Raw genomic sequence first — 17,117 nt, 5'->3', positions numbered from 1 at the left:
TGTCGAGCACAGAGCGTCGGATGCGAGTCCTAGGCTTGTCTGGTGGCGCGACTCGGTAGGTCCTTCGGCGGCCTGTGGTTCGCCACGGGCGCAGCGAACCTCGGCGACGGCATAATCCTGTTCGCCCTGCCGCTCGTCGCCATCGCGTCGGGTGCCACCGGTGGTCAGGTCGCGCTGATCACGGCGCTCGCCACCCTGGCCTGGCCGGTCGTGGGGCTGCACGCCGGCTGGGTGGTCGACCATCTCGGCTCACGCCGCATCCTCTTCGTCACCAATGCGGTGCGCGCCGTCGTGCTCGGTGCGCTCGCCGTCGCCATCGCGCTGGGGATGCTGACGTACCCGCTCCTTGCGGCGGCCGCCGTCATCTACGGCGTGGCCGAGGTGCTTGTCGACACCTCGCTGTTCGCGGCGATCCCGGCGACCATCACGAGGGAGCAGAGCGGCCGCGCGAACGCGCGCATCGAGGCGACGATCAACGTGTCCAATGACATGCTGGGCGCGCCGCTTGCGGGGGCGCTCATCCTCCTGGGGCAGTCCGTCGTCGTGGGGGTGAGTTCTGGACTGTACGCGCTCGCGCTCATCGGTGTCGGCTTCGTGCGGCGGCTCACACCGATGCCGGTGACCGCGCCGGGCGCCGTGCCGTCCGACCGGCGCGTGCGGGCGGGGCTCGTCTTCCTCTGGCGCAACCGCACGCTGCGCTGGCTGACCGCGATCAACGCCACCATGAATCTGAGCTGGGCGATGTGGATGGCCGTCATGGTGCTGTACGTCGTCGCGCCGGGCCCGCTCGGTGCGAGCACCGTCGAGTACGGGCTTGTCTTCACGGTCATGGCGGTCGGCGGCGTCATCGCGAGCGTCGTGTACCGCTGGCTGCGCGGTGCGCTGGGTGTTCGCCTGCTGCTCGCCTTCGACCCGATCGCGACCGTCGCACTGGTGCTGGCACCTGCGCTGGGTGCGAACCTCGTCGTCTGCGCGGCCGCAGCTTTTCTGGGCGGCGTGGGCAGCAGCACCTGGCGCATCCTGAACGCCACCGTGCGTCAGCACGTGACGCCGGTACGGATGCTCGGGCGCGCCTATTCGGCGTTCCGCGCCATCAGCTGGGGTGCGCTGCCGGCTGGCGCCTCGATCGCCGGGATCGTCATCGAGCTCGCGGGCCTGGCCGCGGTCTTCTGGGTCGCGACGGCAGTGGCGCTGTTCGCCCTCGGCCTCTACACCACAATGATGCTGCGCCATCCGATCGCCGACATGGACGGCGAGCCCGCGCGCCGCTGAGCCGCCCGCGCTGAGCCGCCCGCGTCGCTCTGCCATCCGCCCGCCCACTCGCGCCGCCGCGCCACTCGCGCCGCCCGGCCGCCCCGGCTGCCGCCCCGCCCTCTTCGCCGAGACTGCACGAATCGCACGCTTTTGTGCCAGAACCGTACGATTTGCGTACTCTCGCGGAGCATCCGCAGCCCTCGACCTCGCACCTCCCACGGGGCCGGTTCCGCCCCTCTTCGCCGAGACTGCACGTATTGCACGCTTTTGTGCCAGAACCGTGCGATTTGCGTACTCTCGCGGAGCATCCGCAGCCCTCGACCTCGCACCTCCCACGGGATTGGCCGCCCTCTTCGCCGAGACTGCACGTATTGCACGTTTTCGCGCCGGAATCGTGCAATTTGCGTACTCTCGCGGGGGCTGGGTACCCAAGGCTCAGCGCTCACACGAGCGGATAGCTGATGTGCGCACTCCAGACGGCCGGGTCGCTGAGGTCGGTGAGTGGGAAGCCGAGTTCGGCGCGCTCGAGAAAGGTGAGGCCGGGGCCGTCCGCGGCGAGGCGATCTCCGATGACGCTGAGCGCCAGCACGAGAGCCTGAACGGAGTCGATGCCGCCGGCTCTGGTCGCCCACAGCTCGCGCCCTTCGGAGTCTTCGAGGCGCACAGGGCAGAAGTGGTCAGGCAGACCCTCTTCGAAGGGCACGGGGAGGCCGATCAGCACGGTGAGTTCTTCGCCGTCGCGTTCGAGCGTTCGGCGGGCGATGATGGTTCCGAGGTCCTGGGTCACGGGCGGGCTCCTTTTCGGGCGTCCGGATGCTTCGGGGTCGTGCTTCCGCGACAACCGAGCCTAGCGAGACGCGGCAGAAGCAAGCCGAGAAAAAGCATGAGCAAGACTCATTAGGTGCCCTCGGAGGGATTCGAACCCCCGACCTTCGGTACCGGAAACCGGCGCTCTATCCCCTGAGCTACGAGGGCGGATGTGCACCCCGGGCGTGGAGGCCCGGGGTGCCTCAATAGATTAGCAGCAGCGCGGAGCGCCTCCCGCCGGTCGCGCCCCCGACGGAGCGGCTCAGCCGAGATGCTTCAGCGCGGGCTCGACGAGACCCCGGGCATCCGCCGCTTCGACGAATTCGGGCGACGAGACGCTGAGCCAGTGGGTGCCGCTGATGATCTGCACGGTGCCGCCGCTGAACCAGCCCTTCACTCCGAAGCCCGACACGGGCGTGGCGGAGGAGAGCTCCTTCTCGATGGCGGCGAGCGCGTCGGCGCCCGGGGTTGCGACGGCGACCACGATGGTCGTGCCGCTGGTCTGGTTGACGTAGCCGCAGGCCACGCCCTTCGCGGCGACGGCCTTGGATGCTGCGCTGTTCGCGGCCGGCGAGAAGCCGTTCACGAGGCTGTAGTTGGGGTTGTAGTTGTAGATGTCGTCCGCGCTGATCAGGGCGTCGCAACTGATGCCGACGGGGGTGGCCGGTTCGCCGGGTTTCGCCGAGCTGCTCGGCTCGGTTGTGTCGTCATCGGGCGCTGCAGAGCCGCTCGGGCCGGGCGTGGCGGAGGATCCGGGTGTTGCGCTCGTCGACGGGCCCGGCTGCGTGTCTTCTGGCGCGCATCCGGTGAAGAACATGACGGATGCGAGGGCGAGCGCCGTCGCGGCGCCCACACGGAGCAGATGGCTGGGCTGTGGTGGTGTCAGTGTTCGCACCTCTCCATCATGCCCCGGCCGCCGGCGCGCGCCCGGCAGGCGCGGGCGGTTCGGCTGATGCGGCCCGGTAGAATTCCCCCTGTGACTCCTGCTGAACTCTCTTTGCGCATCCTCGACATCGTGACCGCTGTGGTCGCCCGCCGCGGGGGAGAGGTGTCGCTCGGTCCTGATGATGTGCGGCTGGAGCGGCCGAAGAACCGTGAGCATGGCGATTGGGCCTCCAATATCGCGATGAAGTTGGCGAAGCCGCTCGGCGTGAACCCGCGCGAGCTGGCCACGGAGCTGGCTGAGGGTATTTCGGCGCTTGATGGTGTCGCATCCGTCGATGTCGCGGGCCCGGGCTTCATCAATGTGACGCTGGATGCGGCTGCCGCGGGCGAGCTTGCCCGGTCGATCGTGGAGCAGGGCGAGAGCTACGGCCGCAGCGAGGCCCTTCGGGGGCAGGTCATCAATCTGGAGTTCGTCTCGGCGAACCCGACGGGGCCTCTTCACATCGGGCACACCCGGTGGGCGGCGCTCGGCGATTCCATCGGTCGTGTGTTGCGGGCTGCGGGGGCGCAGGTCGCCAATGAGTTCTACATCAACGACGCCGGCAGCCAGATGGACAAGTTCGGGGCCAGCATCCTGGCGGCGGCTAAGGGCGAGCCGATGCCGGAGGGCGGCTACCCGGGGCTGTACATCGCCGACCTGGCGAAGGTGGTTCTCGAGCGTGAGCCCCGGCTTCTTCAGCTTGATGACGATGCGGCGCTGGCGGCGGCGCGTGAGCTCGGCTACGAGCAGCAGTTGGCTGAGGTCAGGGAGTCTCTCGCCCGCTTCAACGTCGAGTTCGATGTGTGGTTCTCGGAGCGTGAGCTGCACGCCGGCGATCCGAGCGCGATCGACACGGCTGTCGAGCGTCTGCGCGAGCAGGGGCACGTCTTCGATGAGGATGACGCCATCTGGGTTCGCACGACCGATTTCGGCGACGACAAGGATCGGGTGATCAGGCGCGGCAACGGCGTCTACACGTATTTCGCCGCCGATGCCGCCTACTACCTGAGCAAGACCGATCGCGGTTTCGACCACAAGATCTATCTGCTCGGTGCCGACCACCACGGTTATGTGCACCGCATCAAGGCGATTGCGGGTGCGGCGGGCGACGACCCCGAGCGTGATGTCGAGGTTCTGATCGGCCAGCTGGTCTCCATCAACGGCGCGAAGCTGTCGAAGCGCGCGGGCAACATCATCGAGCTCGACGATCTGCAGGCGTGGTTGGGCACGGATGCTCTCCGCTATTCGCTGGGTCGCTATCCGGCTGATTCCCCGCTCACGCTCGACCCTGAGGTGCTGCAGCGTCGCACCAACGACAACCCTGTCTTCTATGTGCAGTACGCCCACGCGCGCACGCACCAGGTGGCGAAGAATGCTGCCGCTTCGGGGGTGGACCGCAGCGTCTTCGATGCGGGTCTGCTCGATCACGAGACGGAGAGCGTGCTGCTCGGCGTTCTTGCGGAGTTCCCGCGCATCGTGCGCCAGTCGGCCGAGCTGCGCGAGCCGCACAGGGTCGCGCGCTATGCGGAGGAGCTGGCGGGCGCCTTCCACCGTTGGTACGACAACTGCCGTGTCACCCCGCTGGGTGATGAGGAGATCGCGGATGTCCACCGCACCCGTCTGTGGCTGAACGATGCGAGCGGGCAGGTGCTGCGTAATGCGCTCGACCTGCTCGGTGTCTCCGCCCCCGAGAGGATGTAGGCATGGTGCGGCGGCCGAGCTACGACGACTACACGGCTTCGGGTCCCGGCGTGGGCCGGAAGGTGGTCAAGATCGTCGCCGGTCTGGTGGTCACGCTGCTGCTCCTGGGTGGCGCTGTCGTCATTCTGGACATGGCGGCGCGCGATTTCACGCAGGCGCGCGCCCGCGACCAGGTGGCGTCCCGTCTGCCGGCCGGCAGCGGTGACGTTCAGGTGTCGATCGGTGGCTTCTCCTTCTTCCAGCAGCTCTTGTCGGGCAGTTTCGATGATGTGGGGTTGTCGTTCACGATGAGCGAGGGGGCGCTCACGCAGCTCGCCTCGGAGGGCGGCTTCGCCGGTCAGATGCGGCTCGTCGGCTCGGGTATCACCGTGGAGGGGAAGGTGGATGTGCTCGGCGTTGCCGTGCCGTACACGATCGACCTCGACCCGTCGCTTGATGGCGGCTATCTGGTGTTGACGGCGACGGGCGTCTCCGCTGCGGAGGCGGTCGACATCGATCTGACCCAGTTCGTCGATCTGGCGACCGTGGGTGCGAAGGTGTGCACGGCGAGTCTTCTTCCTGAGAGCATCCGTCTCACCAAGGTTGAGCCTGAGGGTGGTGTGCTCCGCTTCGAGGCGGTCGGCACGGGTGTTCCGGTCGATCTCGACCAGTTGATGACCCGCGGCAGTTGCGACGAGGTGGCTCCCGGCACTGAGGCCCCTGCGGACACCCCGGCGGAGGCCCCTGCCGATGGCGGGGCTCCGGCCGCGTAATAGAATCGCTGCAGGCATGGCCGGGCCGCGTGGCTCTGAACCTCTGCGGGCCGCACGCCTCAGGCAGTCCCCGTTCCCGACCCCCACCGTGAGGCATCCTTGACCGTCAACCCGCTCGCCCCTGACTGGCTCGCGCATCCGCTCGACGCCAATGGGCTCATCGACGGCGTGTGGCCGCGCGGTGCCGTTCGTGGCGGCGATGGCGTCATCGAGTTGGCCGGGGTGTCCGCGACGGAGCTTGCGGCCCGCTACGGCACTCCTCTCTATGTGATGGATGAGGCGGATGTCCGGGGTCGCGCCCGTGAGGCGCGCGAGGCTTTCGATCGTGAGTTCGCGGGCGTTGGTGGCAGCGCGAAGGTCTATTACGCGGGCAAGGCGTTCCTGTCGGCGGAGGTGGCCCGCTGGGTGACCGAGGAGGGTCTGTCGATCGATGTGGCCAGCGGCGGTGAGCTCGCGCTCGCGCTTGCGGCTGGCGTCGCCCCCGAGCGCATCGGTCTGCACGGCAACAACAAGTCTCTCGCCGAGATCGACCGCGCTGTGCGCGAGTCGGTCGGCGTCATCATCATCGACAGCATCGTCGAGATCGGCAGGGTCGCGGATGCCGCGGCACGGCATGGCAGGCGGCAGCCGGTGCGTCTGCGGGTCAACAGCGGGGTGCACGCCCACACGCACGAGTACTTGGCGACGGCGCGCGAGGATCAGAAGTTCGGCATCGCTCTGGCGGATGCGGCGGCGACTGTCGCGATCATCCGCTCCCGGCCCGAGCTGGAGTTTCTGGGGCTGCACAGCCACATCGGGTCTCAGATCTTCGAGACGGAGGGCTTCGCGGAGGCCGCCCGTCGGCTCATGGAGCTGCACGCCGAGCTGCTGGCCGGCGGCCCTGTTCCGGAGCTGAATCTGGGCGGAGGCTTCGGTATCGCCTACACGAGCGCAGACCGCGCGCTTCCGATCGAGCGCATCGCGGCGGCCCTCGCCGGCATCGTCGCGGCGGAGGCTCAGCGCCTCGGCGTGCCCGTTCCCGTGGTGGCGGTCGAGCCCGGCCGCGCGATCGTGGGCCCCTCGACGGTGACGCTGTACGAGGTCGGCACGATCAAGGATGTCCTTGTCGACGGCGCGGCCGTGCGCCGCTACGTCAGCGTCGACGGCGGCATGAGCGACAACGCCCGGCCGGCCCTCTACGAGGCCGACTATTCGGTGCGTATCGCGAGCCGGGCATCCGACGCCGATCCGGCTCTTGTGCGTGTGGCGGGCAAGCACTGCGAGAGCGGCGACATCGTCGTTCGGGCCGACTATCTGCCGGGCGATGTCGAGCCGGGCGATCTGGTGGCGGTTCCGGCGACGGGCGCGTACTGCTGGTCGCTGTCGAGCAACTACAACTATCTCGCGCGTCCGGCGGTCGTCGCCGTGCGCGATGGGGAGGCCCGCGTCATCGTGCGCGGCGAAACCGAGTCCGACCTCCTCGCACGGGACATGGGGCTCGCGCCCCGGATGCCCGAGGTCGGAACCGAAGCACAGAACGGAAAGCAATGATCGAGTACCGCAATCTCCGAGTCGCCCTCCTGGGGGCCGGCTCCGTCGGCGCGCAGGTCGTCGCCCTGCTGCAGAAGCACGGCGATGAGCTCGCCCAGAGGGCGGGCGCGGGCCTCGAACTGGTGGGCGTCGCCGTGCGCGACGTCGACGCGCCCCGCACTGCGGACATCCCGCGCGAGCTTCTCACGACGGATGCCGAGGCGCTCATCGTCGGAGCGGATGTCGTCATCGAGCTGATCGGCGGCATCGAGCCGGCACGCACCTACATCCTGCAGGCGCTGAACTCGGGCGCCGACGTGGTGACCGCCAACAAGGCGCTCATCGCGACCCACGGCCCCGAGCTGTTCGCGGCAGCTGAGCAGGTGGGTGCGCAGCTGTTCTACGAGGCGGCCGTCGCGGGGGCGATTCCGATCATCCGCCCGCTGCGTGACAGCCTCGCCGGCGACCAGGTGACCCGCATCATGGGCATCGTCAACGGCACAACCAACTTCATCCTCGATCGCATGGACACCGACGGCGAGGGGCTCGAGACGGCTCTCGCGACGGCCACGGAGCTCGGTTACGCCGAGGCGGATCCGACGGGCGACATCGAGGGCTTCGACGCCGCGCAGAAGGCGGCCATCCTGGCGAGCCTGGCCTTCCACACGACGGTTCCGATCGACTCTGTTCACCGCGAGGGCATCACCTCGGTCACGGCGGAGCAGGTCGCATCGGCACGGGCTGCGGGCTTCGTCATCAAGCTGCTCGCCATCTGCGAGAGGCTGACGGATGCGTCGGGCACCGAGGGCGTGAGCGCTCGCGTCTACCCCGCGCTGGTCCCGAGAACACATCCGCTCGCGGCTGTCCGCGGCGCCAAGAACGCCGTCTTCGTCGAGGCGGAGGCGGCCGGCGATCTCATGTTCTACGGTGCGGGAGCCGGCGGCATCGAGACGGCCTCCGCCGTGCTCGGCGATCTCGTCTCCGCCGCTCGCCGGCATGTCATCGGCGGCCCCGGCATCGCCGAGTCGAATCACGCCGATCTTCCTGTTCTGCCCATCTCGAGCGTCACGACCCGCTACCAGATCTCGCTGCTCGTCGGCGATCGGCCCGGCGTTCTCGCGACGATCGCCGCCGTCTTCGCCGAGCACGGCGTCTCCGTCGAGACGGTGTCGCAGTCGGTGAGCTCGGTGGGCGCAGATGGTGGCCCCGCCACCGCTACCCTTGTCATTGGAACCCATGAGGCGTCGGAGGCCGATCTGGCCGCGACCGTCGCCGCACTGGGCGGCAACGACGTCGTCAGGTCCGTCACCTCCGTCCTCCGCGTCGAGGGCTCGGACTAGAAGCCCACAACAGCAAGCCCACACGAGAAAGCCCGACCAGAAAGCCCGGGGTAGAAGGTTCATCATGGCCAATCAATGGCGCGGAGTCCTCCGCGAGTACGCAGACCGCCTCGACATCTCGGATGCGACGCCCATCGTGACCCTGGGCGAGGGCGGCACGCCGCTCATCCCCGCCCCTGCGCTCTCTGCGCGCACGGGTGCGAAGGTCTGGGTGAAGTTCGAGGGTATGAACCCGACCGGTTCCTTCAAGGACCGCGGGATGACGATGGCCGTCAGCAAGGCTGTCGAGGCCGGCGCGAAGGCTGTCATCTGTGCCTCGACCGGCAACACCTCGGCGTCGGCTGCGGCCTACGCCACGCATGCCGGCATCACGGCGGCGGTGCTGGTGCCTGAGGGCAAGATCGCGATGGGCAAGCTCGCGCAGGCGATCGCCCACAACGCGCAGCTGTTGCAGATCCAGGGCAACTTCGACGACTGCCTCGACATCGCGCGCGATCTCGCGGCGAACTACCCGGTGCATCTGGTCAACTCGGTCAACAACGACCGCATCGAGGGTCAGAAGACTGCGGCGTTCGAGGTCGTGGAGGTGCTCGAGGATGCGCCGGACTTCCATCTCATCCCTGTCGGCAACGCCGGCAACTACACGGCCTACTTCCGCGGTTACAGCGAGGAGCTCGAGCGCGGCATCACGACCAAGCTGCCGCGGATGTTCGGATTCCAGGCCGAGGGCAGCGCCCCGATCGTCCTGGGTCATGTGGTGAAGGATCCCGACACGATCGCCAGCGCGATCCGTATCGGCAACCCCGCATCATGGGAGCTGGCGATCGCCGCCCACGAGACCAGCAACGGCTACTTCGGCGCGATCTCCGACAAGCTCATCCTCGAGGCGCACCGCATCCTCTCGGCCGAGGTCGGCATCTTCGTCGAGCCCGCATCGGCGATCAGTGTCGCCGGCCTTCTCGAGCGGTCGGATGCGGGTGAGATTCCGAAGGGATCCACGGTCGTTCTCACGGTCACAGGCCACGGACTGAAGGACCCGCAGTGGGCGCTTCGCACGGCTGACGGCTCCGACGTGAAGCCCACTGTCGTCGCTGTCGACACCGCCGAGGTCGCCGAGGTCCTCGGCTTGTCGAAAGCCTGAGGATGGCTGCGGCTGCCGTTCCGATCGGAAGGTCGGTCTCCGTCAAGGTCCCGGCGACATCCGCCAATCTCGGGCCGGGCTTCGACACTCTGGGGCTCGCGTTGTCGTTGTATGACGAGCTTGAGGTGACGACGCGCCACGAACCGGGTGCGACCGTGACGGTCACCGGCGTCGGCGCCGGCGAGGTGCCGACGGACGCGAGCAATCTGGTGGTGCAGGCGATCGCGTTCACCTTCGATCGCTACGGCGTGGAGCTGCCCGGGTTGTTCCTGCTGGCGAACAACCGCATCCCGCACGGCCGCGGCATGGGGTCATCCGGTGCCGCGATCGTCGCCGGAGTGATGGCGGCGAAGGGCCTCCTCGAGGGCATCGTGGAGCTCGACTCGCATGCGCTGCTCTCGATCGCCACCGATATGGAGGGGCACCCCGACAATGTGGCTCCCGCGCTGTTCGGCGGGCTCACGATCGCCTGGACGAGCGAGTCCGGCCCGCAGCACAAAAAGCTGATCGTGCACCGTGGCGTCACCCCGCTGGTGTGCGTCCCCGAGGCGACCATGTCGACGGCGTTGGCGCGCAGCCTGCGCCCCGAGTCCGTTCCGCACGAGGATGCGATCTTCAACGTCTCGCGCTCGGCGCTCCTGATCGCGGCCCTCATCCAGAGCCCTGAGCTGCTGCTCGCGGCGACGGAGGACAGGCTGCATCAGAACTACCGTGCGAGCGCCATGCCCGACACGACCTCTCTCGTGGAGGAGCTTCGGGCGCAGGGTCTCGCGGCCGTCGTCTCGGGTGCAGGGCCGTCCATCCTTGTGCTGTGCAGCGACCCCGCGCAGAGGCTTGCCGCCGCCGAGATCGTGGCGGCGCATGAGGGCACGCCGTGGCAGAGCCTCATGCTGGCCGTCGACTTCAAAGGTGCTACAGTGATTTTGCACCCGGCAGAGGCTTCGGCCTAGGCAGGCCTGACTGTCAGTCAGGTCCACGGGTTGCGCAATCTCTAGCCTCGCTCCGTCACCCGCTCAGCCAGTGCCTCGGCACCGGCACCGGCGTGTGAGATGCGACTAGCTCTCCACCGGGTCCTCGCCATGTCATTCCCGATACGCGCCCGGTAGGGGAAAGGAATCCTCTTAGTGACTGATCCCATCATCCGCGCCGCAGGCCCGGACTCACATGCCGAGCTGTCCAAGCTGCGCCTTCCTGAGCTTCAGGCTCTGGCGGCCGAGCTGGGCATCAGCGGCGCATCGAAACTTCGTAAAGGAGCACTCGTGGACGCAATCAACGAGACGCAGAACAGCAACACCAGCGCGCCGGCCGAGCAGGCCGCCGCAGAGCCGAGCAGCTCAGAGGCGCCGGCAGCGCCGCGCAAGCGCGCATCTCGCCGTGCCACCGCCAGCGGCGGCGTGATCACGACGACCGAGGCCGAGGCACCCGCCGCAGCACCGGTCGCCGCGCCCGCAGCAGCACCGGTCGCCGCGCCCGCAGCAGCGGCAACCACCGAGACGGCCGCACCCGCCGCTGAGGCCGAGGCACCCGCAGCGAAGGCGCCCTCGCGTCGTCGCACGGCACCCAAGGCCGCAGCCGAGCACGCCAACGGTGGCGAGTCGGGTGTCGACGCGAGCTCAGCCGCAGCCCCGGCGGAGAAGGCAACGGATGCCGCAGCAGGCGTCGACGCCGATGCCGCAGCCGAGAAGCCCCAGCGCTCCGGCCGAGGTGGCGCGCGCAACGCGCAGAAGCCGGCCGTCGAGGGCGAGCAGTCCTCCGCCGACAACGGTGGCAGCGACAACAACGGCGACAACGCAGACAACAACGACAACGGCGACGGCTCGGAGCGCCCCCAGCGCAGCCGCAGCCGCAACCGGGGCCGCGGCCAGAAGAACAACGACGGCCAGGGCGGCAACCAGCAGGGCGGCAGCCAGCAGGGTCAGCAGCAGGGTGGCAACCAGCAGAGCCAGCAGGACGGTGGCCAGTCAGACGGCAACCAGTCCGACGGTGGTCGCGGCAACCAGCAGCGTCGCCAGCAGGACCTTGACGGAGAGCGTGGAGGCCGCGGACGCTACCGTGACCGCAAGCGCCGCGGGCCCGGCGGAGACGAGTTCGAGCCGGAGATCACCGAGGATGACGTCCTCATCCCCGTCGCGGGCATCCTCGATGTCCTCGACAACTACGCCTTCGTGCGCACCACCGGCTACCTGCCCGGCAACAACGACGTCTATGTCTCGCTCGGCCAGGTCAAGAAGTACAACCTGCGCAAGGGTGACGCCGTCGTCGGCGCCATTCGCCAGCCGCGCGACAACGACAACCAGGGCGGTCGCCAGAAGTACAACGCGATCGTCAAGATCGACTCCATCAACGGGTTGCCCATCGAGCAGGCGGGGGAGCGCGTCGAGTTCGGCAAGCTGACCCCCCTGTACCCCTCGGAGCGCCTGCGCCTCGAGACGGAGCCGCAGAAGCTCACGACCCGCATCATCGACCTCGTGTCGCCGATCGGCAAGGGTCAGCGCGGCCTCATCGTCTCGCCCCCCAAGGCGGGCAAGACCCTCGTGCTGCAGGCCATCGCGAACGCGATCGCCAAGAACAACCCCGAGGTTCACCTCATGGTCGTTCTCGTCGACGAGCGCCCCGAAGAGGTCACCGACATGCAGCGCACCGTCAAGGGTGAGGTCATCGCGTCGACCTTCGACCGTCCGGCCGAAGACCACACGACCGTCGCGGAGCTCGCCATCGAGCGTGCCAAGCGTCTCGTCGAGCTGGGCCACGACGTCGTCGTGCTGCTCGACTCGATCACCCGTCTGGGCCGTGCCTACAACCTGGCTGCCCCGGCATCCGGTCGCATCCTCTCGGGTGGCGTCGACTCCTCGGCGCTCTACCCGCCGAAGCGTTTCTTCGGCGCAGCGCGCAACATCGAGGATGGCGGCTCGCTGACCATCCTCGCGACGGCGCTCGTGGAGACCGGGTCCAAGATGGACGAGGTCATCTTCGAGGAGTTCAAGGGCACCGGCAACATGGAGCTCCGCCTGTCGCGCCAGCTGGCCGACAAGCGCATCTTCCCGGCCGTCGATGTGAACGCCTCCGGTACCCGCCGCGAGGAGATGCTCATGGGCACCGACGAGGTCAAGGTCACCTGGAAGCTGCGTCGCGCCCTCGCCGGTGTCGACACGCAGCAGGCGCTCGAGATCGTGCTCGGCAAGCTCAAGGAGACGCAGTCGAACGTCGAGTTCCTCATGCAGATCCAGAAGTCGCTCCCCGGCGCCGCGGCGAACAAGGAGGACTAGTCGTGTTCGAGTCAGTGGCGGTGCTGCTGGCCGAGCACGAGGATCTGCAGGTTCAGCTGTCGGATCCCGCCGTCCACGCGGATGCGGTCAGGGCCAAGAAGATCAACCGTCGGTACGCCGAGCTCAGCCAGATCAAGGCTGCGCACGAGCACTGGGTGCAGGCCACAGACGACCTGGCCGCCGCTCGCGAGCTCGCCAAGGAGGACGAGGCCTTCGCCGAGGAGGTCCCGTCGCTCGAGGTGGGGCTGGCGACAGCGCAGGAGAAGCTGCGCAGGCTGCTGATCCCGCGCGACCCGGATGACGGGCGTGACGTGATCATGGAGATCAAGGGTGGCGAGGGCGGGGCCGAGAGTGCCCTGTTCGCCGCCGATCTCCTGCGCATGTATATGCACTATGCGGAATCGAAGGGCTGGAAGACGGAGCTCCTCGAGCGCACCGAGAGCGACCTGGGCGGCTACAAGGACGTACAGGTGGCGATCAAGTCGAACGCCTCCGACCCTTCGCAGGGCGTGTGGGCGCACCTCAAATACGAGGGCGGTGTGCACCGCGTGCAGCGCGTTCCGGCGACCGAGTCGCAGGGGCGCATCCACACCTCGACGACGGGCGTGCTCGTGTTCCCCGAGGTGGATGCTCCCGAGGAGGTCGAGATCAGCCAGAACGATCTCAAGATCGACGTCTACCGTTCAAGCGGCCCCGGCGGCCAGTCGGTGAACACGACCGACTCGGCGGTGCGCATCACCCACCTCCCGACGGGCATCGTCGTGTCGATGCAGAACGAGAAGAGCCAGCTGCAGAACCGCGAGGCCGGCATGCGCGTGCTGCGTGCCCGCATCCTCGCGCGCCAGCAGGAGGAGCAGGCGGAGCTCGACAGCGCCGCGCGCAAGACGCAGATCCGCACCATGGATCGCTCGGAGCGCATCCGCACCTACAACTTCCCTGAGAACCGCATCGCCGACCATCGCACGGGCTACAAGTCGTACAACCTGGACTCCGTCATGGACGGTGCCCTCGGGCCCGTCATCGAGTCGTGCATCCAGTTCGACGAGGAGGCTCGGCTCGCCGACATCGGCGACCAGTCCTGACTGTGGGTTGAGGCATCGCCGTCCAGGGCGATCGTCTCGAAACCCACCCCACAAGAAACACTGCTCATGCCACTGACGATTGCAAGCATCAAGGCGGATGCCACTGCCGCGCTCGCGACCGCCGGCATCGAGTCTCCTGACGTCGACGCCGAGCTCCTCATCGGCCACGTGCTGGGGTTGAGTCGCGGCGAGGTGCAGGCGAAGTCCGTCACCGGAAGCGCGGTCGACGATTCGGATGCCGCGACCATCGCCGCATTCGTCGATCGTCGTGCTGCTCGCGAGCCTCTGCAGCACATCACGGGTCGCGCCCCGTTCCGTGCTCTCGAGCTGGCGGTGGGCCCGGGTGTCTTCGTGCCGCGGCCGGAGACGGAGCAGGTGGTGCAGTTGGCGATCGACGCCTTGCGGGCGGTGCCGTCTGCAGCTCCGATCGGGGTCGATCTCGGTTCGGGTTCGGGCGCGATCGCGCTGGCGATGGCGACGGAGGTGCCGCATGCGCGGGTCTTCGCAGCCGAGAACTCGCCGGAGGCGTTCCCGTGGACGCGCCGCAATGTCGATGAGAGCGGCGCCGAGAATGTCGTGCTCGAGTTCGTCGATCTGGGCGATGCCTTCCCCGAGCTCGACGGCACTGTCGATGTCGTCATCTCGAATCCTCCGTACATCCCGGCTGCCGCGATCCCGCGCGACCCGGAGGTCCGCCTGTTCGATCCGGCCCACGCGCTCTATGGCGGCGATGACGGGCTGGATGTTGTGCGTCGCGTCTCGCAGGTGGGCCTGCGCCTGTTGCATCCCGGCGGTGCCCTGGTGATGGAGCACGGCGAGCTGCAGGCTGCCGCGATCGCTGGGCTGCTGCGCGCGGACGGCTGGCTCGCTGTCGCTGGCCACCGCGATCTCACCGGGCGCGACCGCGCGACCACCGCCATCCGCTAGCCCTGTGCCCAGTCGGCTGCATCAGGAGAGGCGTGCCCACAGGCGGGGCCCGGTAGGATTGGCGCGACATGGCGACCATTCACGACTGCGCTGACCCGGGCGCTCTCCTCAGCGGTATGCGTCTCGCGCGGGCGGCGATCGCCCGTGGCGAGCTGGTCGTCATGCCCACAGACACCGTGTACGGCGTTGCGGCGGATGCCTTCAATCCTGTGGCCGTGCAGCGTCTCCTTGATGCGAAGGGTCGCGGCAGGCAGTCTCCGCCTCCTGTTCTCATCCCGAGTCTTGCGACGCTTGATGCTCTCGCCGCGGAGGTTCCGCCGCAGGTCCGTGCGCTCGTGGAGGCGTTCTGGCCGGGCGGGTTGACCGTCATTCTTCCGGCCCGCGACTCGCTTCAGTGGGATCTGGGTGACACCGCCGGCACCGTTGCCCTGCGGATGCCGGCCGATCAGGTGGCGCTCGAGTTGCTGGCCGAGACGGGTCCGCTCGCGGTGTCGTCGGCCAACCTGACGGGGGAGCCCGCAGCCCTGACGGCGGAGGATGCGCAGCGGATGCTCGGCGACAGCGTCACGGTCTACCTCGATGGCGGGCCCGGCGGCACGGCGAGCTCCACGATCGTCGACGCGACGGGGCTCTCCTCGGGAGGGGAGCTGCGCATCGTGCGCCACGGTGTCATCTCCGATGATGACATCCTCGCGGTGATCGCTGAGAGTGACGGTGGCGATTCATGAGAATCATCTTCTACATCCTCGTCGGCGGGGCGTCGGCACTGGTCACCTTCCTGCTTGCCCTCGCGATCCTCAAGCTGAGCATGCGGTACCGCCTCTACCCGAAGATCCGGGAGCGCGACGTGCATTCTCGGCCGACGCCGCGCCTGGGCGGGGTGGCCATGTTCATCGGGGTTCTGGTGGGGTTCGCCATCGCCTCACAGTTGGATCGCTTCCATCTGGTCTTCGTGAATCCGCGTCCTGTCCTCGCGCTCCTGGGTGCTGCGGCGATGATCGTGCTGATCGGTGTGGCCGATGACATCTGGGATCTCGACTGGGTGACGAAGCTCGCGGGGCAGATCCTCGCGGCGGGCCTGCTCGTGTGGCAGGGCGTGCAGCTCACGACGCTGCCGATCGGTGGTGTGACGATCGTCCCCTCGACGACGGGCCTCATCCTCACCGTTCTGGCGGTGGTGCTCGTCATGAATGCCGTGAACTTCATCGACGGCCTCGACGGCCTTGTGGCCGGTGTCGCGATCATCGCGAACGGTGTCTTCTTCGTCTACACCTACATCCTGTCGAACGGGGTGGGGGAGTCGGAGTACTTCAACCTGGCCTCCCTCATCACGACGGTCCTTGTCGGTGCCTGCCTCGGTTTTCTGCCACTCAACTGGCATCCGGCGAAGCTCTTCATGGGTGATGCCGGCGCGCTCCTGGTGGGGCTGCTGATGGTGGCCTCGGCAATCTCGGTGACGGGCTCGGTCGATCCGGGGGCGCTCGATTCCGGCAGGCAGCTGCTGCCCGCGTTCATCCCCATCCTGTTGCCGTTCGCGGTGCTTCTGGTGCCGCTGCTCGACTTCGCGCTCGCGGTCATCAGGCGCCTGCGCGCCGGAAAGTCTCCGTTCTCGGCCGACCGGATGCATCTGCACCACCGCCTGCTCGACATGGGGCATTCGCATCTGCACGCCGTGCTCATCTTCTACGCGTGGACGGCCGTCGCGTCGATCGGCTGCCTCCTGTTCATGCTGGTGCCGCTCGAGTGGGCGGTCGGCTTCCTCGCGGTCGGCTTCGCGCTGAGCGCCTGGTTCACGCTTGCGCCGTTGACGCGACGCAAGGCCGGTGAGGCTTCCGCCCAGCGCGCCAGGGGAGCCGAGGCGTCCGGTGTCGCCCGCCTCGATCCGCTGGATGCCGCATCCGAGTTCGACGCGGCCCCCGACGACAGCATCGTGACGGATGCCTCGCCCTCACCTAAGGAAACCCCATGAGTTCAGTCCCCGTCTTCAAGCGCGTCCTCCTCTTCGGAGGGCTGCTCGCCGCCGTCATCGCGATCGTCGGATCGGTCATCGGCTATTTCGTCGCGGGCGGTGTCGGCGTCATCAGCGCCCTGATCGGCACGGCGATCGCCCTGGTGTTCCTCGGCGTCACCTCGGCGAGCATCATCGTCGCCTCGCGATACGACCTGACGGTTTTCTTCGGCATCGTCATGGGCGCCTGGCTGCTCAAGTTCGTCGTGTTCCTGGCGCTGCTGTTCCTGCTGCGCGACCAGCCGTGGATCCATCCGCAGGTGCTGTTCTTCTGTCTTGTGGCCGCAGTCCTGGGCACACTCGTCGTGGATGTCGTGGTCATTGCACGGTCCCGGATGCCCTATGTCAGCGACATCGTGCTGCCGGATGCTCCGAAAGACGAAGATCAGGCGCCGTGAGTGTACT

15 protein-coding genes and 1 tRNA gene are annotated in these 17,117 nt (G+C 68.1%); 13 read left to right on the top strand and 3 right to left on the bottom strand.

Annotation, left to right across the window (positions count from 1 at the left end; genetic code table 11):
* Nucleotides 1-42: 42 nt before the first annotated feature.
* Complete coding sequence (locus FB562_RS08010; protein ID WP_185740484.1) at nt 43-1,272, top strand: MFS transporter; 1,230 nt, start codon at nt 43-45, stop codon at nt 1,270-1,272.
* Nucleotides 1,273-1,696: 424 nt separating this feature from the next.
* Here FB562_RS08010 and FB562_RS08005 read toward each other — a convergent pair whose 3' ends face one another.
* The 3 genes from FB562_RS08005 to FB562_RS07995 form a co-directional block, all read right to left on the bottom strand.
* Nucleotides 1,697-2,041, bottom strand: coding sequence for a DUF6968 family protein (locus FB562_RS08005; protein ID WP_141880619.1), 345 nt, complete (start codon nt 2,039-2,041; stop codon nt 1,697-1,699).
* Between the two features lie 115 nt (nt 2,042-2,156).
* A tRNA-Arg gene (locus tag FB562_RS08000) sits at nt 2,157-2,229 on the bottom strand.
* A gap of 94 nt (nt 2,230-2,323) precedes the next feature.
* Nucleotides 2,324-2,956, bottom strand: a complete 633-nt coding sequence (locus tag FB562_RS07995) for an arginyl-tRNA synthetase (RefSeq protein ID WP_141880618.1) — start codon at nt 2,954-2,956, stop codon at nt 2,324-2,326.
* An 81-nt stretch (nt 2,957-3,037) separates the two neighbouring features.
* Here FB562_RS07995 and argS point away from each other — a divergent pair, with 81 nt between their 5' ends.
* From argS to FB562_RS07935, 12 genes are all read left to right on the top strand, one after another.
* The gene (gene argS / locus FB562_RS07990; protein ID WP_141880617.1) at nt 3,038-4,687 is read left to right on the top strand and encodes an arginine--tRNA ligase; all 1,650 of its coding nucleotides are present in this window, start codon (nt 3,038-3,040) and stop codon (nt 4,685-4,687) included.
* A gap of 2 nt (nt 4,688-4,689) precedes the next feature.
* Nucleotides 4,690-5,439 carry an LmeA family phospholipid-binding protein gene (locus tag FB562_RS07985; protein ID WP_141880616.1) on the top strand — a complete coding sequence of 250 codons (750 nt, stop codon included), beginning with the start codon at nt 4,690-4,692 and terminating at the stop codon, nt 5,437-5,439.
* Nucleotides 5,440-5,538: 99 nt separating this feature from the next.
* Nucleotides 5,539-6,969: a diaminopimelate decarboxylase gene (gene lysA, locus FB562_RS07980; RefSeq protein WP_141880615.1), complete on the top strand. Its 1,431-nt coding sequence runs from the start codon at nt 5,539-5,541 to the stop codon at nt 6,967-6,969.
* Nucleotides 6,966-8,288 carry a homoserine dehydrogenase gene (locus tag FB562_RS07975; RefSeq protein WP_141880614.1) on the top strand — a complete coding sequence of 441 codons (1,323 nt, stop codon included), beginning with the start codon at nt 6,966-6,968 and terminating at the stop codon, nt 8,286-8,288. Before lysA ends, FB562_RS07975 begins: the two co-directional genes overlap by 4 nt.
* A 64-nt stretch (nt 8,289-8,352) precedes the next feature.
* Complete coding sequence (gene thrC, locus FB562_RS07970; RefSeq protein ID WP_141880613.1) at nt 8,353-9,429, top strand: threonine synthase; 1,077 nt, start codon at nt 8,353-8,355, stop codon at nt 9,427-9,429.
* 2 nt (nt 9,430-9,431) lie between these two features.
* A complete protein-coding gene (gene thrB / locus FB562_RS07965; protein ID WP_141880612.1) occupies nt 9,432-10,379 on the top strand; it encodes a homoserine kinase in 948 nt (315 codons plus the stop codon).
* A gap of 174 nt (nt 10,380-10,553) precedes the next feature.
* Complete coding sequence (gene rho / locus FB562_RS07960) at nt 10,554-12,695, top strand: transcription termination factor Rho (RefSeq protein WP_141880611.1); 2,142 nt, start codon at nt 10,554-10,556, stop codon at nt 12,693-12,695.
* Nucleotides 12,696-12,697: 2 nt separating this feature from the next.
* Nucleotides 12,698-13,777: a peptide chain release factor 1 gene (gene prfA, locus FB562_RS07955; RefSeq protein ID WP_141880610.1), complete on the top strand. Its 1,080-nt coding sequence runs from the start codon at nt 12,698-12,700 to the stop codon at nt 13,775-13,777.
* Nucleotides 13,778-13,843: 66 nt separating this feature from the next.
* Nucleotides 13,844-14,704 (top strand): peptide chain release factor N(5)-glutamine methyltransferase, encoded by an 861-nt coding sequence (prmC, locus tag FB562_RS07950; protein WP_141880609.1) that lies wholly within the window; start codon nt 13,844-13,846, stop codon nt 14,702-14,704.
* A 68-nt stretch (nt 14,705-14,772) separates the two neighbouring features.
* Nucleotides 14,773-15,432: an L-threonylcarbamoyladenylate synthase gene (locus FB562_RS07945; RefSeq protein WP_141880608.1), complete on the top strand. Its 660-nt coding sequence runs from the start codon at nt 14,773-14,775 to the stop codon at nt 15,430-15,432.
* Nucleotides 15,433-15,434: 2 nt separating this feature from the next.
* The gene (locus tag FB562_RS07940; RefSeq protein WP_425459826.1) at nt 15,435-16,673 is read left to right on the top strand and encodes an MraY family glycosyltransferase; all 1,239 of its coding nucleotides are present in this window, start codon (nt 15,435-15,437) and stop codon (nt 16,671-16,673) included.
* Nucleotides 16,670-17,110, top strand: a complete 441-nt coding sequence (locus FB562_RS07935) for a Cg1360 family ATP-synthase-associated protein (RefSeq protein WP_141880606.1) — start codon at nt 16,670-16,672, stop codon at nt 17,108-17,110. The genes FB562_RS07940 and FB562_RS07935 overlap by 4 nt, the downstream gene beginning before the upstream one ends.
* The last annotated feature ends 7 nt before the right edge of the window (nt 17,111-17,117 follow it).

Source organism: Homoserinimonas aerilata, assembly GCF_006716125.1.
Classification (GTDB): Bacteria; Actinomycetota; Actinomycetes; order Actinomycetales; family Microbacteriaceae; genus Homoserinimonas; species Homoserinimonas aerilata.
The sequence above is the reverse complement of the archived record's forward strand: the minus strand, read 5'-3'. Positions and strand labels throughout refer to the sequence as shown.

What these genes read in the sequence shown, in the direction of transcription:
- FB562_RS07935 (WP_141880606.1), top strand. Translation starts at nt 16,670, where the DNA reads ATGAGTTCAGTCCCCGTCTTCAAGCGCGTCCTCCTCTTCGGAGGGCTG.
- thrB (WP_141880612.1), top strand. Translation starts at nt 9,432, where the DNA reads ATGGCTGCGGCTGCCGTTCCGATCGGAAGGTCGGTCTCCGTCAAGGTC.
- FB562_RS07975 (WP_141880614.1), top strand. Translation starts at nt 6,966, where the DNA reads ATGATCGAGTACCGCAATCTCCGAGTCGCCCTCCTGGGGGCCGGCTCC.
- FB562_RS07985 (WP_141880616.1), top strand. Translation starts at nt 4,690, where the DNA reads ATGGTGCGGCGGCCGAGCTACGACGACTACACGGCTTCGGGTCCCGGC.
- thrC (WP_141880613.1), top strand. Translation starts at nt 8,353, where the DNA reads ATGGCCAATCAATGGCGCGGAGTCCTCCGCGAGTACGCAGACCGCCTC.
- prmC (WP_141880609.1), top strand. Translation starts at nt 13,844, where the DNA reads ATGCCACTGACGATTGCAAGCATCAAGGCGGATGCCACTGCCGCGCTC.
- FB562_RS07945 (WP_141880608.1), top strand. Translation starts at nt 14,773, where the DNA reads ATGGCGACCATTCACGACTGCGCTGACCCGGGCGCTCTCCTCAGCGGT.